At 77.4% G+C, this 16160-nt stretch carries 7 protein-coding genes; 6 read left to right on the forward strand and 1 reads right to left on the reverse strand.

Going from position 1 to position 16160, the window contains the following annotated elements; all coding sequences use genetic code 11:
• Window position 1: 1 nt before the first annotated feature.
• The 6 genes from DQ240_RS09795 to DQ240_RS09820 are packed head-to-tail and all read left to right on the forward strand — an operon-like array spanning window position 2 to window position 5099.
• Window positions 2-1990, forward strand: coding sequence for a hypothetical protein (locus DQ240_RS09795; protein ID WP_113839427.1), 1989 nt, complete (start codon window positions 2-4; stop codon window positions 1988-1990).
• Window positions 1987-2586: a hypothetical protein gene (locus DQ240_RS09800; RefSeq protein ID WP_113839428.1), complete on the forward strand. Its 600-nt coding sequence runs from the start codon at window positions 1987-1989 to the stop codon at window positions 2584-2586. Before DQ240_RS09795 ends, DQ240_RS09800 begins: the two co-directional genes overlap by 4 nt.
• 29 nt (window positions 2587-2615) lie before the next feature.
• The gene (locus DQ240_RS09805) at window positions 2616-3245 is read left to right on the forward strand and encodes a hypothetical protein (RefSeq protein ID WP_147261970.1); all 630 of its coding nucleotides are present in this window, start codon (window positions 2616-2618) and stop codon (window positions 3243-3245) included.
• Window positions 3242-3883, forward strand: a complete 642-nt coding sequence (locus DQ240_RS09810; RefSeq protein WP_113839430.1) for a hypothetical protein — start codon at window positions 3242-3244, stop codon at window positions 3881-3883. Before DQ240_RS09805 ends, DQ240_RS09810 begins: the two co-directional genes overlap by 4 nt.
• Window positions 3880-4488, forward strand: a complete 609-nt coding sequence (locus DQ240_RS09815) for a hypothetical protein (protein WP_113839431.1) — start codon at window positions 3880-3882, stop codon at window positions 4486-4488. Before DQ240_RS09810 ends, DQ240_RS09815 begins: the two co-directional genes overlap by 4 nt.
• Window positions 4485-5099 carry a hypothetical protein gene (locus DQ240_RS09820; RefSeq protein ID WP_113839432.1) on the forward strand — a complete coding sequence of 205 codons (615 nt, stop codon included), beginning with the start codon at window positions 4485-4487 and terminating at the stop codon, window positions 5097-5099. Before DQ240_RS09815 ends, DQ240_RS09820 begins: the two co-directional genes overlap by 4 nt.
• Before the next feature lies 1 nt (window position 5100).
• Here DQ240_RS09820 and DQ240_RS09825 read toward each other — a convergent pair whose 3' ends face one another.
• Entirely contained in the window at window positions 5101-16137 is an 11037-nt protein-coding gene (locus DQ240_RS09825; protein WP_113839433.1) for a toxin glutamine deamidase domain-containing protein, read from the reverse strand.
• Window positions 16138-16160: the final 23 nt, after the last annotated feature.

A 16160-nucleotide genomic window follows, 5' to 3' on the forward strand; every position in this document is an offset into this window, starting at 1 on the left:
GGTGTCGCGTCCCCGCCCCGGCAAGGGGTACCGGTACGGCCGCTGGCGGGGCGGGCCCGACCCGCTCGCGGCGCCGTACGACCTGGGCGACGCCGTCGACGAGATCGGTGACTCCGTCCTCGCCGGCAGCGGTGTCAAGGAGGCGATGCGGGAGCTGCTGCGCCGCGGCATGAACGGCCGGCGCGGGCTCGACGAACTCCGCCGCAGCGTGCGCGACCGGCTGCGGCAGGCCCGCCAGGCCGGCCGGATGGACGGCACGCTGCAGGAGGTCCGGGAGCTGCTGGACAGGGCGCTGGAGGCCGAGCGCCGCGAGCTGTTCCCCGACCCGGACGACTCGGCCCGCCTCGCCGAGGCCGAGCTCGACGCGCTGCCGCAGGACACCGCGGGCGCCGTCCGGGAGCTCAAGGACTACCAGTGGCGCAGCGAGGAGGCCCGGCAGGCCTACCAGCAGATCCAGGACACGCTGCGCCGCGAGGTGCTCGACAGCTCCTTCGCCTCGATGAAGCAGGCGCTGGAGAACGCGACCGAGCAGGACATGCAGGCCGTCCGCGACATGGTCGCCGACCTCTCCCGGCTGGTCGACGCGCACAACCGCGGCGAGGACACCGACGAGCAGTTCCAGCAGTTCATGGAGAAGCACGGGCAGTTCTTCCCCGACGACCCGCAGTCGGTCGAGGAGCTGATCGACTCCCTCGCCCGCCGGGCCGCCGCCCAGGAACGGATGATGGCCGGCCTCTCCCCCGAGCAGCGGGCCGAGCTGTCGGACCTGATGGCGCAGACGATGCAGGACATGGGCCTGGCCAGCGAGATGGCCCACCTGCAGGACGCGCTGCGCCAGGCGCGGCCGGACCTGCCGTGGGGCCAGCGCGGGCAGGTGCCCGACGGCGAGCAGTCGCTCGGGCTCGGCGACGCCACCAGCGCCGTCGCGGAGCTCGCCGACCTGGAGGCGCTGTCCAGCCAGCTCTCCCAGGGGTACGCGGGGGCCTCCCTGGCCGACGTCGACGAGGAGCTGCTCGAGCAGGCCCTCGGCCGCGAGGCGGTCGACGACCTCGCCGCCCTGCGCCAGCTGGAGCGCGAGCTCGAGCGGCAGGGCTACCTCAACCGGACCGACGGCAAGCTGGAGCTCTCCCCCAAGGCGGTCCGCCGGCTCGGGGCGACCGCGCTCAGGCGGGTCTTCGCCCGGCTGGACTCGGCCGGCCGCGGCGACCACGACGTCGCCGACGCGGGGTCCGCGGGTGAGCTCACCGGCAGCTCGCGGGAGTGGCAGTTCGGTGACGAGCAGCCGCTGGACGTCGTCCGGACGGTCCGCAACGCCGTCCTCCGCAACGCCGGCGAGGAGCGACCGGGCGGCCGACGGGCCGTCCGCATCGCCGTCGAGGACTTCGAGGTCGTCGAGACCGAGCGGCGCACCGGCGCCGCGGTCGCCCTGCTGGTCGACCTGTCGTACTCGATGGCGCTGCGCGGCACGTGGGGCGCGGCCAAGTCGACGGCCATGGCGCTGCACTCGCTGGTGACGACGAAGTTCCCGCAGGACGCGATCCAGATCATCGGCTTCTCGTCGGTGGCGCAGGTGCTGCGGCCGGAGGCGCTCGCCGAGCTGAGCGTGGACACGCTGCAGGGCACCAACCTGCAGCACGGGCTGATGCTGGCCCGCCGCTTCCTCGCCCGGCACCGCGACGCCGAGCCGGTCGTCCTCGTGGTCACCGACGGCGAGCCGACCGCGCACCTGGAGCCGGACGGGACGCCGTTCTTCTGCTGGCCACCCATGCCGGAGACGATCGCCCGCACCGTCGCCGAGGTGGAGAAGGTGGCCCGGTCCGGGGCGACGATGAACGTCTTCGCCCTCGACCCCGAGCCCGCACTCGTGCACTTCGTCCACGACATCACCCAGCGCGCCGGCGGGCGGGTGTTCACCCCGGACGGCGACAAGCTGGGCGAGTACGTGGTCGCGGACTACCTGCGGACCCGCCGGGGGCGCCGCGGCCGATGACCGGTCCCCGGCTGCCCGCGACGCAGGTGTTCCCGGTGGTGCTCGCCTACGGCGACATCCGGCGTCGCGGGCTCCCCGTCCTGGCCGTCGCGTTCCTGCTGGCGTTCTTCCTGGCCGGGCGGCTGAGCGCGACCGCGCTGGACGGGGTGGCCCCCGTGCTCGTCGGGGTCGCCGTCGGTGGCGCCGTGGTGGTCGCCATGGACCGCGTCAGGCAGCGGCAGTTCGCCGCGGAGTGGGACGGGGTGGCGCTGACCGTCTCGGCCGTCGGCCTGCACGTCCGCGAGCCGCACGCCGCCACCACCCTGCCGTGGTCGGGCATCACCGAGCTGACCGCCGGGGACGTGGCCGGCCCGACCGCCCGGGGCATCGGGGACACCGGGCGGGCCGCGGCGCGGTTCGCGCGCGCGACCATGTCGCGGCGCACCGACGCGCTCGCCGGCGCGGGCGCCACCACCGTGGAGGCGGGGCACCGCTCGCTGTTCGCGCCGGACCCGCGGGGGCGCGCCGTCGTCGTGGTCGGGTTGTTCGAGGACGACTGGCGCAGCGGGCAGCTGGGCGCCTGGGTGCGCGCCGCCCGGCCCGACCTGCTCGGCTGAGCCACGCCGCCCTCGCTAGGGTCGCCTGGATGAGCGTGGAGGCCGGATCGCGGGCAGGCCGCGCGCTGTTCCCGCTCGGGCAGTCGCTCGGCCAGCGGGACGGCGGCCTCGTGTTCGACGTCCGGGTCGGTGACGAGCTGCGGCAGGTCGACCCGGTGCAGTGGGCGGTGTGGGCGCTGGCGCACGGGCTGCCGGGGGTCTCCGGTCCGTGGACGGCGGACGACGTGCTGCTGCAGGCGACCGCCGCCGGTCTCCCCGACGCCCGGGAGGTCCTGACCGGCCTGGCCGACGACGGCCTGGTGGTCGAGGCCCCCGCCGACGCCGCCGGAGCCCTCGCCCTGGCCGAGCGGGTCCGCGTCATGGTCGCGCTGCTGCCGCTGGGCAACAGCGCGGAGGAGCCCGCCGCCTGGTCACTGGGTCTGCCCGGCCAGCCGCTCGTGCACGTCGACGAGGCGGTGTACGAGGTGGTCGTGCTCGGGCACCTCGACACCGACCTCTGGACGACGGTGCAGCAGGTGGCGGCCGCGCCGCGCCCGTCCGCCGACGACGTCCGTGATCCGGTCGTCCTGCTCGGGCGGGTGCTCGATGCGCTCCCCACGCTGCTGTCGGTGGGCGCCGTGCACCTGGACCGGGCCGTTCCCCGGACGGCAGCAGCGTGACCGCCGCGGACGACGCCCGGCTGGTGCTGCCGGTCGGGCAGTACCTCGGCGCGCTGGTCCCCGCCGCCGGTGCGCCGGTCCGGGGGCACCGCGTGCGGGTCGGCGAGCAGGTGCACCTGCTCGCCGACGGCCCCGAGTTCGAGGTGTGGAGCCTCGCGCACGGCGTGCCGCAGCTGGCCGGTCTGCTCCCCACCGACAGCGCACAGCTGACCCGGCTGGCCTCGGCGATCGAGCCGGCGGAGGTCGCCCGGATCCTGACCGACCTGACCGGCCGCGGGCTGCTGGCACTGGTCGACCCCGCCGACGCCAGCGGCTTCGCCCGCGGGCACCGCTGGTACAGCCTGCTCGGCGGGCTGGGCTACCAGCAGTCCGGCAACGGCGCGATCGGGCTCGTCGGCTCGGCGCCGATCCGGGAGGTCGCGCCCCGGGTCTACGAGTTCTGGAGCCTCGCCCCGCTCTTCGGGGACCTGCGCGCCGCCGCGGAGTTCCTCGCCGGGGCGGCCGCGGACGACCCCGACCCGGTGCCGGCCGAGACCGACCCGGCCGCCGTCGTCGGAGACCTCGTCGGCTGGCTGCACGACCTGCTCTGCGTCGGCGCCGGCTGGCTGGACGTCCGGCTGCCCGGAACCGCACCGTGACGCGGGCGCCCGGGCCGGGGGTGCTGGCCCTCGGCTGGTGCGCCGAGCTCTGGCCGGACGGCGCCGGCGTGCTGACCGGGCACAGCATCCGCGTCCTGGACGCCCGTCAGCTGCGCGTCTGGCGGGCCGCGCACGGGTCCCCGGTGCACCCCGAGGGCGCCCCTTGGACGGCGGCCGACGTCGCCGCCGCGGTCGACCTCCCCGCCGCCGAGGTCGACGACGTGCTCGCGAGCCTGGCCGCGCTGGACCTCGTGGCCGGCATCGACCCGGCCGACCCCGGACCGGCCGCCGAGCGGCTGACCCTGCTGCCGCTCGCCGAGGGCTGGGGCAACACCCCCGAGGAGCCGACGGTGTTCCGCTACGGGCTGGGCGGCACCGAGCTCGCCCGCCTCCCCCGCGTCCTGTACGACGCCGTGTCGCTGGCCGGGCGCTGGCCCGATCTGCGCACCGCCTGCTCGGAACTGGCCGCGCTGGCCCGGCAGGCGGGCGTCCCCGCGCCGGAGGACGCCGACGGCGACGCCCTGCTCCGCCGGCTGGCGGGCGCGCTCCCCCGGTTGTGCGGCTCGTCGGTGGTCGCCCTGCACCCCGCGGGCGAGGTCCGATGAGCTGGCCGGGCCTCGTGCTCCCCGTCGGCCACCGACTGGGCCCGCTGCACGGCCTCGACGGCTCCGGTCCCGTGCCGGGCGTGGTCCGCCGGGGGGACGCCGCCGAGCTGCTGGACCCGGCGGAGGCCGCCGTCTGGGACCTCGCCCGGCCCCGGCCCGACGACCCGCTCCCCGGTGACGCCGCCCTCCTCGAGCAGCGGGTGGCCCGCGCCCGGCTGGAGCCCGAGCACGTCGACCGGCTGCTCGCCCGGGACCTCCTCGTCCGGGTCCGGCCGGAGGACCCCGCGGTGGTCCCGGTGTCCGCGCGGGTGCGTGCCCGGGCGCTCGGCTCGTGCGCCGGCAGCCGGGCGGACGCGCTCGTGTTCGGGGTCCCGGGCGGCGCCGGCCTGACGGTGTCCGCGGCGGACGCCGAGGTCTGGCTCGCCGCGGTGTACGCCGCCGACCTGTGGTCCGCGGCCGCCGTGCTCCGCGCGTTCCAGGACCCCGACCGGACGACGGTGGCGACCGCCGCCGAGCGGGCGGGACCGCTGGCCCGGCTGTGGAGCGTCGTCCCGCGGTTCCTCGCCGCCGGGTGCGGGCACCTCGACGTCGGCGAGCCGGCCGCGCGGTAGGTCAGCCGGCCGGGGTCCTCGGCCGGTTCAGCGCGGACAGCAGCTCGGCGGCCGGTCGCAGCCGCCAGGCGGTCGCCGCGATGGCGACGTCACCGGCCGGCAGCGGCCGCACCGACCGCCCCGGGACCGGGACGGCGGTCCCACCGCCGACCTCGACCGGCAGGACGGCCAGCTCGAAGGGGAGCCGACCCGACCGGGACGGGTCGGGGTCGCCCTGGCGCTGCCCGAGCACCACCGCGTGCGGCAACCGGTCGGCCGGCGGGGTCAGCGCGGCGAGGGCGGCGTCGACGGCCTGCTGCAGCGCCACCGGCACGCCCCACCAGAAGGGCCGGCCGGGCAGCTCGGCGAGCACCAGGGCAGGCGGGGAACCGACGGCCTCCACCCAGCTGACCACCAGCGGGACGACCGCACCGCCCGGCGACACCACGGTCACCAGCGTCGTCCGGGTGTGGCCGGTGCCGTCGGACCACGGCTCGTCCAGCACCGGCGGGGACGGCGCTGCTGCCGGTGCCGGTCGTGCCTGTGGCGTCGACGCGCGCGGCGCCGCCGCGGGCCCCGGGGCGGGCGACGGCGCCGACGGTCCCCGCTCGGCCTGCTCCGGCTCCGACGGCCGGGGCTCCGACGGCTGGCGCTCCGACGGCGCCGACTGCTCCTGCTGCGCCGGCTGGGGCTTCGACGGCTCCGGCTTCGACTGCTGGGGCGGCGGCCGGAACCCCGGCACCGGGCGCACCGGGCGCAGCCCCACCGCCTCCTCGTCGTCCCGCCACCAGCCCGTGGCGTTGGCGACCGCGGTGACGTACGCCCAGTCGATGCCGGTCCGCCCGGCGCGGGCCGGGGACCCGACCGTGGCGGCGGCGTCGACCACCCGCTGCAGCTCCGGCCCGGTCGGGAGGCCGCCGTCGGCCGGAGCCGGCGGCGTGCGCTCGAGCTCGTCGAGCACCACGGCGAGGGTGCCGGCCGCGTCGGCCGGGCGTGTGGCCGGCAGCCCGGCGGCGAGCCGGTCCAGGGCGGCGCGGTGCACCGGTCCGCCGGCCGGCGCCCGCCGGGCGACGAGACGGACGACGCCCTCGACCTGGCCCGCGAGCCAGGCGACCGCGCGTGCCCAGGTGAACAGCGCGGTGCCGGGGTCGGACGCGGCGCCGCTGCCGAGTTCGGCGGCGATCCGGCCGGCACCCAGCTCGGCACGGCGCTCGGCCAGCTGTCGCCGCAGCTCGCCGAGCCGGACGCGGTCGGCGTCGAGCAGGGCGTCGCGCGCGGCCCGCGCGAGCACGTGCTCGTGCACCGTCAGGGCCGCGGACCGCTGCTGCTCGGCGCGGGCCTTCGACCGGCTGAGCAGGGTCTCGGTGCTGTCGGTGAGGGCGGTCGCGCCGACGGCGACGACGGTGGCCGCGACCACCGTGGCACTGGTCGCGGCCGGGGTGCCGGCGACGAGGGCGGTCCAGGTCGCCGGCGACCAGATCGGCCCGAAGTGCGCCGCGTGCAGGACCTGCCAGGCGGCCAGGGCGGCGGTCGCGGTGACCACGGGCCCGGCCACCGCCGTCGCGGTCGACTCCAGCCAGGGCGCGGTGACCGGCGGCTTCACGGGGACGGGCGCGGGCGGGGGGTCCGCCGGCCGGCGGGCGAGGCGGGCGGCGGCGTCCGGGCCGAGCGTGGTGCGCGCCCGGGCCAGCGCCCGCTCCCGCCGGTCGCCCGGGGGCGGGGTGGACTCCGCGCGCGCGTCGGCCGCCTCGACCAGGGTGGCGGTCTCGGCGCGCAGGTCGGCGAGCTCGGTGTCCAGCAACGCCCGGGCGGGGCCGGGCAGGTCCGCGCTGCGGGACCGGTTCTTCGCGGTCTCCACGGCGACCGCGGCCCGGTGGGTGCGGACCGCCGAGGCCGCGGCCGCCGCGGCCGGCGCGAGCCCGATGGTGATCAGGGCCAGCGGCCCGAGCCCGACCGCCGCCGACGCGGCGATCGTCGCGCTGAGCGCGCCGGGCAGCGCGGTGCCGACGGCGGCGGCGCCCAGGTGGGCGGCGAGCCCGGGGACGGCGGAGGGGACCTCGTCGAGGCGCTGCAGGACGTCCAGCAGCGCGGGGGCCAGGAGCACCCGGCGCCGCGGCCAGCCGGAGCGGTCCGGATCGCCGCCGGTGTCCACCGCCGCGTCGCTCGTCATCCCGGCCTCGGCGGCGGAGGCCCGCAGCCGCTCGGTCAGCGCGGTCACCGTGGCGCGGGAGGCACCGGGCGGCAGCTCGGCGAGAGCGCGGGCGTCGGCCTCCACCCGCTGGAGCCGCTGCCGGTCGGCGGGGGTCAGGTCGGCCTCGGTGATCACCCCCGAGGTCCGGCCGGGCACCAGCCGGTCCCCCTGGGCCGGCGGAGGAACGGGCCCGACGGGCCGCCCGTCGACGGCGTCCAACCGGGACCGCGCCCGGTCCCGCTGCGCCACGGCGTCGGCGATCTCCCGGTCCGCGGTGGCCCGGGCCAGCGTCGCCGTCCGGGCGTCGAGCAGCGTCGTCCGGGCCACGTCCAGCCGCGCCGCCTGGGCGGCCAGGGCCCGCTGGGCGACCGAGGCGAACGCGGCGGCGCCGAGCGACACCCCCAGACCCGCCGCCAGCGTCGTCGAGACCGGCAGCGCGGTGACGGCGAGGACGCCGAGACCGACCAGGCCGAAGGCCGGTGCCGCGGCCGCCTTCGCCAGCCACGCGCCCAGCCGGGGCAGCCGCGCGTCCGCGTCGAGACCGGGGGCGCCCGTCGGTCCGGCGGCCAGCTGGGCGGCGACCGGGCCGGACGCGGCTGCGGGTGCCCCGGGGACCCGGCCGCCGGTCCACCGGCCGGCGAGGCGCCGGGGGCCGCGGGGTCGCGCCGGGGCGGTGGATCGCCGGGTCTCCAGCTGCGCCAGCTCCGCCGCGGCCGTCGTCAGGTCGCCGTCCAGCCGGGCCCGCGCCGCGGCCAGGACCGAGCGGACCGCCGGGGTCAGCCCCTGGCGGGCGAGGTCGTGGGCCTGCAGGCGGGCGGTCTGCCGGGCCAGTGCCCGGTCGGCGAAGCCGGCGCCCACCGATCCGGCGAGCCCGGCCGCCGCGCTGGTGACGGCGGTCAGCGCCCGGCCGGCGTCCCCGGACAGCAGACCGATGGCGAGCGCGGGCACCTGCGCCAGCACGGCGGGGGCACCGCCACCGAAGACGACGCGGACCGCGGTGGCCCAGCGCCCGGCGACGGCGTCGGGCACCCCGGACCAGCCCAGCGCCTGGTTGAGGGTCAGGACGTCGGCGCGGGTGTCCGGCGGCAGCGCCGCCAGCCGCTCCGCGAAGCCGGGTGAGGCGCCGGAGACCTGACCGGTGGCCGGATCCGCCACGCCCTGGACCAGCTGCAGCGACCGCAGCAGCGCCGCCGCTCGGCCGCCGGCCCGCACGCGGGTGAGCGGCGACAGCGCCGTCATGCGCTGCCGCAGCTCGGCCAGCTCGGCGCGGGAGTCCGCCTCCCGGCCGGTCAGTCGGTCGGGAGCTGCCGGTCCCGGGTGTCCTCCGCTTCCATCCGGTCGATCAGCTCCTGCTCGCCGGGCAGCGTCGTCCCCAGTTCCGCGGCCAGTTCCTCGGCCCGCGTCCGGTCCACCTCGGTGATCGCGTCCGTCCCGGCGTCCAGGTCCTGGATCAGTGCCCGCTGCACCACTCCCGGATCGAACACCCACCTGCCCTCGGCCGGGTTCAGCAGCATCGCGCGTGACCAGGGTCCCGGGTGGACCACGTGGATGCTCCGCAGCGTCCGGCTCCGCGCTCCCCGGACCTCCCGGTAGACCACTCGTGCTCTCGTCCGCACCTTCGTCCTCTCCCCGGATCACCCTGGCGAGCTCGGTCGCCGTCCCGGCGGTCACGCCCTCCGACTCGAGGTGCGCCTCGATCGACGTGCCGAGCGCGGCGACCGCGGCGACGTACCGCGCGACCATGTCCGGCTGACGGCGGACCGTCCGCGCGGCGCCCGTGTCGACCGCGGCGCCGAACGCATCCTCCACCCCTGCCGGGATCGCGGTGTCCAGCCCCGCCGCCCGGTTGGCGTCGAGGATCCGGCCCAGGGCCGGCGGCAGCGCCAGCGGACCGGCCACCTCGTGTCCGAGGCGGAACACCTCGTAGTCGCCGTGGGTCGCGGCGCCGACCCGGTAGGACTCCTCGGTCGGGAACTGCACCTCGAAGGCGGGGCCGTCGGCCGGCTGCACCGTCACGTTCAGGCCGAGGAACCGGTTCCCCTCCCGCCAGAGGTTCTTCACCGACGGGGACCCGAGGTCCTGGAGCCGGCCGACCACCTCGGTGACCGCCGAGGTGTAGTCCTCCGCGGAGGTCACGACGGTGAAGCGGAGTCGGTCGCCGATCTCCTCCAGCGCCTCGGCCAGCGGGACCCCGGCGTGCACGTCGGCCTCGACCTTCCTGGCCAACGAGGCCGCCGTCTTGACGCGGTGTCCCAGCCCCTCCAGTCGCATGCCGACGCCGGTGGCGGTGGCGGCGGCCGAGACCAGGGCGCCCAGCCGGGCGGTCACCTCGTCGGCGACGGCCTCGACCTGCCGCACCGACGCGTCCAGCTCCGCACGCTGCTCGGCCGTCAGGGCCGCGAGGGCCTGCTGCTCCAGCTGCCGGGCCAGCGCGACGGCCGCGTCCGTCGACGGTCGGGTCAGGGAGCCCCTGTCTGCCGGCCCACCAGCTCGTCGTAGTGCTGCTCCATCGACTGCGTCCGGGCCGAGGGCACCATCTGGACGACGCTCCCGAGGACCAGGAACAGCGGCGCCCCCCGCTTCGGCTGCGCCGGGGCGACCAGCGTCGCGTCCCGGTACGGCCGGGTCACCCACGCCTCCCGGAACTGCTGCGGCGTCTCGCTCGACCGCAGCCACTCGCGGACCGCTGTCAGCGCGGCCTCCTCCGGTCCCTGCGGCTCGGACAACGTCCACTCCCTCCCAGCGCCCACCCGGACGCCGTGCCACTGCCTCGAGCACCCGGATCGGGTCCCCGTAACCGGGCGGCCACGGACTCGCCTCGCCGGTCTGTGCGTCCACCCACCACGTGCCCGCCTCGGTCCGGACGGCGTCGAACCAGTGCCCGCCGCCGTCGGACCAGTCGACGCCGACGATGGCGACCGTGCCCGGCGGCAGGTCGGCGAGCGACCGCTCGAGTGCGTCCCAGGCCCGGCGGGTGAACTCCGCGGGGTCGCTGCCGTCGTCGTCGGAGAGCGTGCTCGCCGGCTCGGCGCCGGCCCACTGCCACATCTCCGCGGTCTCGCCGAGGCGCGTGTCGCCCCACGCCGGCGACACGTCGAGCCCCTGGTAGGCGTCGGCGAAGCGCCGCGAGCAGTCCCCGCAGTTGTAGCGCCACGGCCCGGCCGCCGGGTCCTGCGCCGGGATGGCCGTCCAGTTCGGGTTGATGCCGCCCAGCCACTGCCGGACGTCGTTCGCGCGCTCGTGCGCCTCCCGCAGGCGGGCCGCGACCTCGTCCCCCGGGTCGAGGTACCGGCCCGGTTCCACGACCGGCCGCGGGACGCCGGTGGGGTCGGCGGGACCGGGTTCGCGCGAGCCGTCCTGCGGAGCGGGGTCGCTCAGGCCTCCGGTGGGCTGACCAGCGTCGAGCCGGGCGTCAGCGCGTCCTCCGGGTGCAGCAGGAGCCCCATCCGGAGTTCCTCCTCCGTGCTCCGCGTGTGCCGATCGAAGGAGGGTGCCCGGATCGGCGCTCCGGTCGCCTCGAGGAGCAGGGTCACCCCGTCCGGGGTCGTCCCGTCGAGGAGCACGCCCAGGACCCTCGGCCCGCCCGTCATCGCCGGGAACGTCTCCCGGACCGAGTAGCGCACTGCCATCGTCCCCCTGCTGATGGGCCTGCCAGGCGCCGGCGTCAGGCCCCGATCCGTCGTCCGGGCTCAGGCCGTCGTGCGGACCTGCTCCATGTCGGTCACCTCCGACTCGGGGACCGTCACCTCCCACGCGAACTTGTCCACCCGTGTCAGCCCCAGGGCGTCGGCCCGCGCCGGGTCCGTCCCGGTCCAGCTCAGCCGCAGGTGACCCGGCGGGCTGCTGCGGGACAGCACCCAGAACACCTCGCCCCGCCACCGGCACCGCGAGCTCAGCTGCACCAGGCGCGCCTCGCTGGTCGGCACCAGGCGGCGCCATCCCCGGCCGCCCCGACCCGGCGTGAACTGCGGGTCCTCCTGGCTCTCCGAGAACACCAGCAGGGTCGCCGGGTCCCCGCTGTTCGAGCCCCGATAGGTCCGTCCCTGCCACTCCACGTACAGGCCGTCCGGGTGCTGCGGTTCCACCGTCGTGATCCTCCTGCGGGTCGGGATGCGGGTCCTGGTCCGGCGCGACGCCGATCCAGGTCCGTTCGAAGCCGTCGTAGACCCCGAGCAGGGTCTCGGTGCCGTCGGCGGCCACGGACCACAGCTCGGCGCCGTCGGGCAGCTCGACCGGCGCGGCAGGAACCGCCTCGGGCACCCGGTGCCGCGCGCTCATGGTGAAGCCGTTCCCGGTGAACGGCGCCGGCTGCTCGTGCTCCCCGCCCATGACCGGGGCGTAGGGCGCCGCGACCCGGGCGGTGGGCGGGAGCGGGAAGCGCAGGGTCGCGACCGACTCGACGCTGCCCAGGAAGGGACCGGGCTCGTAGTCCAGCCGCAGGCCCTCGATCACGTCGGGCACCGTCCGCAGGTCCGCGACGTCCCCCAGCCGCGCGACGAAACCCGCGGCGTGGGTGTGCCGGAAGGTGACGGTGCCCTGCGCGTCGGTGAACGTGGCACCGGACAGGTAGCTGTCGGCGTGGGCACGCGGCATGACCCGCTGGACCAGCGTGTCGGGAGGGAACCGCACGCTCTCGCGGATGCTCCGCAGCTGCTCCCGCTGCAGTTCGGTCAGATCCTCGGCGCGCTGCACCCGGAGCCGGTCGAACTCCGCGGCGGTCATGCCGTCGGGCAGGTGGTCGGCGACCGAGTCGGAGAACGAGGGCGGCAGCTGCACCGTGTCCAGCCCCGTGCTCGGGGTGTGCAGCGTGCCGTCCACCAGCCGGACCGGGACGTCGCCCGAGCGACCGGTCGGGCCGGAGCCGGGGCCGGAGCCCGGGTCGGGGCCGGTCTCGTCGGCCCCGGCGGCGGCCGCATCAGCACCTCCGGCGTCGCGGCCGAGGTTCAGCCCTGGTGCCCGCCCCGGTCCGGCCAGCTCCCCGTCCGCGACACCGTCGCGCGCGACTTCCCGACCACCACCGGAGCCAGGTGGTCGAACGGACCGGTCACCGACGTCAGCTCCCCCGTCGACTTGTCGACCGTCAGCCGCGCCGGCTGCTCCTCGGGGCTCGGGCCGAAGGTGTAGCTCACCGCCGTCGCGGTCTCCTCCGCCTTCGTCCAGAACACGAGAACCGCCACGCTCTGCTCCTGTTCCGCCGGGCCCGCGGGCCGGCTCCGGGTAGACCAGCGACTCCCAGTCGTGATCGACGTTGGCACGCGCGTGAGCCGCGCGGTAGGTCAGGTCGGCATCGGCGCGCATGAGGGACGCCTCGAGCAGCTCGTGCTCGAGGAGCGTGACGTCGCTGGGTGCCGGCGCACCCGACTGCATCCGGAGCCATGCCTCGGCGATCTTCGGGTCGGCGTCGAACCGACGCCGTGTCGGAGCGCCGGTGTCCGGGTCGATCAAGGTGTGCTCGTCGCGCATGACGTGCTGTTTGACCACCGCGACGTCCGCCGCGTCGAAGCGCCGGACGCCGTCGGCCCGCAGGGTGCCCGCCAGGTTCGCCGCGATGCGGTCGATGTCGGAGTCGTCGGCACGGAACCGGTCGTAGGCCTGCTCGGCCCGCTCCCAGACGGCCGGGTCGTCCACGGACCAGCGGCCGGCTCCCGACTCGCGGGTCCGCTCTCCCCGCGGGTCGCCGCCGACCTCGGCTCCGCTCCGAGGAGCTGCTCCCAGCTCGCCAGGACCCCTCGTCGCAGCCGGGTCCCCCGGGGGCCGGCCGGCCTCGCCTAGTGCTCGATCACCCCGCGCTCGGGCCACGTCCCCGTCGCCCGCTGCCGTTTGACCAGCCCGCGTACCACCGGCGGCATCAGCGGTTCGTCCGCCCCGACCGTCGGTGTCTCCGTCGGCCGACGCGGGTCGATCACCAGCGTCGTCTCCAGCTGGTCCTCGGTCGGGCCGTACCGGTACTCCACCGACTCCGGCGTCTCGGCCACCTTGCGGTACACCACGTGGATCGCCACCGGCGACCTCCCATCCCTCGATCGTCTCGCCCGTGCGCTCCCGGGTCTGGGCCTCCCAGTCGGCCCGCCGGTTCGCGTAGGCATGGGCCTGCCGGTAGGTGGCATCCGGCTGCGCGGCCAGGTACTGCGCCTCGGCCACCTCGTGCTCGAGCAGCAGGACGTCGGCGGGCGTCGGCCGGCCGCGCAGCACCCGCAGGAACGCCTCGGCCATGTCCGCGTCGGGGTCGAACCGGGCCACGCGGGTGGGCAGGTTCGTCTCCGGGTCGTTGAGCAGGTGCTCGTCGACGACGACGTGCCGGAGCACCTGCTCGAGCTCGGCCCGCGAGAAGCCGGTGCTGCCGTCGAGCCGGGCGGTGTCCCGGAGCGCCTGCTCCATCGTCGGGACGACGGAGGGGTCGGCGACCAGGGCCGCGTACACCCGCCCCGCCCACTCCTCCTGGACGTCGGGGTCCAGCACGTTCCTCGGTCGCACCTGGCCACCGGACTCGCTGACCGGTCCGGTCCCCGCAGGGTCGCCGGAGGGAGCTCCGTCGTCCGGGATGACCGGAGCGCTGCGCTGGCCGGCCACCCGCGCGCGCAGGGCGGCCTCGACCTCCGCCCGGGAGAACGTGCGGGTCCCGTCGCGGGCACTCTGCTCGGCCAGCCGGTCGACGAGGGCGTCCACCGACACCGCCGCGGCGATCTGGGCCTGCGCCGCGGCCGGGGTCGGCGGCGCCGGGGCGGGGCTGCCGTCGGCGGGGCTGCCGTCGGCGAGGGTGGACGGCGTGGGAGGCGGCCCGGCCGGTGGGGTGCCCGCCGGGCTGTCGGCCGGCGCCGAGTCGGTGGAGGCGCTGTCGGCCGGCGCCGTGTCGGCGGGGGCGCTGTCGGCGGGGGCGCTGTCCGCTGCGGTGTGGCCGACCTCGCCGGGAGTGCTCGGCGACGTCTCCACCGGAGCGCCGTCGGAGGCCGGCGTGCCGGTACCGCCGTCGGTGCGCTGCGCGCCGGGCGTCGCGCCACTCCCCTGGTTCGCGGGCGCCGTCCCGCCCGGGGCCGGGGTGGTCCCTGCGGCCGGCGTCGAGGTGGCTCCCGTCGCGGGAGGAGCGCCAGTGCCCTCGGCGGGAGGACCTGACGCGACGACCGGGCTGCCCGCGTCCGTCGACGCCGCCGCCACGGGCGCTGGGAGACCGGCGGTGTCGGCGCCCGTCGCGGTCGGGGGCGCGGTCGCGTCGACCGGCGCGGCGGTCGCAGCCGGACCGGCATCCGACGGAGCAGCGTCAGACGGAGCAGCGGCCGGCGGGCTCGCCGACGGTGCCGCGTCCGACGCGGTCGCCGTCCCCGGGGACGGCGTCTCCGCCGTCGGCGCGGTCGCAGGGGACGGACCGGCGTCCGCAGCGGTGGACGCCGGCGCCGCCGACTGCGCGGGAGCGGACTCCGGCGCCTGCGACTGCGCCGGTGCGGCGTCGGGTGCCGCCGCTGCCCCGCCGTGGGCGGGCGCCGGGGAGGCGGCTCCCTGGGAGCCCGGCGCGGTCGCGCCACCGGACGACGCAGGGCCGGCACCGGAGGTCGAGCCCGTCGAGCCGGCCGTACCGGAGCCCGAGCCGGTCGAGCCCGCCGAACCCGGGCCCGAGCCGGTCGGGCCCACCGGACCCGAGCCCGAGCCGGCGCCACCGGCGGGAGGAGCGGCGCCGACCCCCGGCGCCGTCGACGGCGCCGCGTCGGCGCGGCCGAGCAGGCCGGCCGCCGTGTCCATCTGCAGGTTCGACAGCGCGCCGACCGGGTCCACCACCGCCCGGATGACCGACGGGTTGAAGGGGCTGATCGTGCCGTACCGGCCGGCCGCACCGAGCGCGGCGCCGAGGAAGTCGCCACCGGTCGGCAGCACCAGCTGACCGGTCACCACGAGGTTGCCGACGACGCTGCCGGCCGGCGACGCGACGGTGTTGGTCGCCGCCGTCGTCGCCAGGCCGTCCATCGTCCGCAGCCCGGAGTTGCGCAGCCCCGGCAGCGAGTTGCCGGCCGCGTCCCGACCCAGGTCGTCCACCCGGTTCAGGCCACGCGTGCCCCGGAGCCGGGCGAGCGCTGGGGCGACCGCGCCGGCGCCGATCAGCCCGCCGGTGCCTCCGGCGACGGCCGAGATGCCGGTCGAGGTCCAGTTCCAGTCGGTGCGGTCGCCGTTGACGACCTGGATCCCCTGGCTGATGACGTCGATGGCGGTCTCCTCGAGGACCTCCTCGACGACCTCGTGGGTGAGGCGGTGGGTGACCACCCGCTGCACCGCACCGCGACCCGCAGCACCGGCCAGCTGCGTGCCGAGCCCCCGGGCCGTGGCCCGGGTGACCGCCCGGGTGGCGAAGCTGCGACCCGCGGCCGCCACGAGCTTCTGCACCGCCGCCGACACCGCGGTCCGCCCGGTCAGCGCGATCGGCCCCAGCGCCGCCAGGGAGACACCGCCGAGCCAGGCGGTCATCAGCGCGACGAAGGCCGCGGCGACGGCCACCGCCACGGCCACGTTGATCGAGATCTTGGCGTACTGCGTCTCCAGCGCGAACCCGCTGGTCTGCTCGGCCATCATCGCGACGTTCTGCATGTGCGCGACCAGGCCGGAGTCGGGCGAGGCGATGAGCTGCTGGGCGAGGTCGGCGAAGGTCTCGGTCGCGGGGGCGTCCCAGCCGGCCATCAGCTGCGTCGCCGCCGCCTGCAGCTCCTCGGAGCTCGCGGCCAGCGCCTCACCGAGCTCCCGCCACTGGTCGGACAGCTCCCACATGGCCGACTCGCTGCCCTCGGGCCACGTGCTGCCGGCGAAGATCATCGACAGGAGGTCGTTCCACCACCCGTCGGAGCCCCCGAGCCAGGCGAAGGGGCTCTCGACGTCGCCGGGGTGCTCCACTCCACCTCCTGACTCGTCCGGGA

The organism is Blastococcus sp. TF02A-26, from assembly GCF_003319125.1.
Lineage (GTDB): Bacteria > Actinomycetota > Actinomycetes > Mycobacteriales > Geodermatophilaceae > Trujillonella.

Excerpts from the sequence above, each read along its gene's own strand:
- DQ240_RS09805 (WP_147261970.1), top strand. The coding sequence starts at position 2,616 with ATGAGCGTGGAGGCCGGATCGCGGGCAGGCCGCGCGCTGTTCCCGCTC.
- DQ240_RS09820 (WP_113839432.1), top strand. The coding sequence starts at position 4,485 with ATGAGCTGGCCGGGCCTCGTGCTCCCCGTCGGCCACCGACTGGGCCCG.
- DQ240_RS09800 (WP_113839428.1), top strand. The coding sequence starts at position 1,987 with ATGACCGGTCCCCGGCTGCCCGCGACGCAGGTGTTCCCGGTGGTGCTC.